The following is a 474-nucleotide window of genomic DNA, read 5'->3' as shown; positions in this document are numbered from 1 at the left end:
TTTTAGCGATTATGTGAAAGCAAATCCACGCAAATACTATCCGGTGGTGTATTCCAGAGGGGAAATTAAGCGTTTACTGGATAATGTTAAGGGGAGGTGGGGGTTGATGGCACGACTGCAATATGGCTGTGGTTTGCGCATCTCGGAGCTGTGTCGCCTGCGAGTCAAGGATGTGGACCTGGAGCGCGGCAAGCTCTACATCCGAGCGTCTAAGGGGGATAAAGATCGCTGTGTGCCGCTGGCACGCTCTTTGCAGGAGCCTTTGGTCGCTCATCTGAAAGTTGTGCGTAAGACCTTTGAGGCGGATCGTCAGGCAAATGTTCCAGGGGTATTTATGTCTGGGGCCTTGGATCGAAAGATGTCGCAGGCGTGTAAGCGATGGGAGTGGTTTTGGCTCTTTCCGATGCAAAGCCTCTCGCGTGATCCTCGCGGAGAACGCGATGCAGCTAAGCGGCGACATCACATATTGCCGCG

General features: G+C 53.4%; 1 protein-coding gene. It reads left to right on the top strand.

Annotation, left to right across the window (positions count from 1 at the left end):
• Window positions 1-13: 13 nt before the first annotated feature.
• Window positions 14-474: tyrosine-type recombinase/integrase (locus QEH59_RS18700; RefSeq protein WP_308986907.1), on the top strand; the 461-nt coding region annotated here is incomplete at its 3' end.

The organism is Thalassobacterium sedimentorum, from assembly GCF_031127905.1.
Classification (GTDB): Bacteria; Verrucomicrobiota; Verrucomicrobiia; order Opitutales; family Coraliomargaritaceae; genus Thalassobacterium; species Thalassobacterium sedimentorum.
The sequence above is the reverse complement of the archived record's forward strand: the minus strand, read 5'-3'. Positions and strand labels throughout refer to the sequence as shown.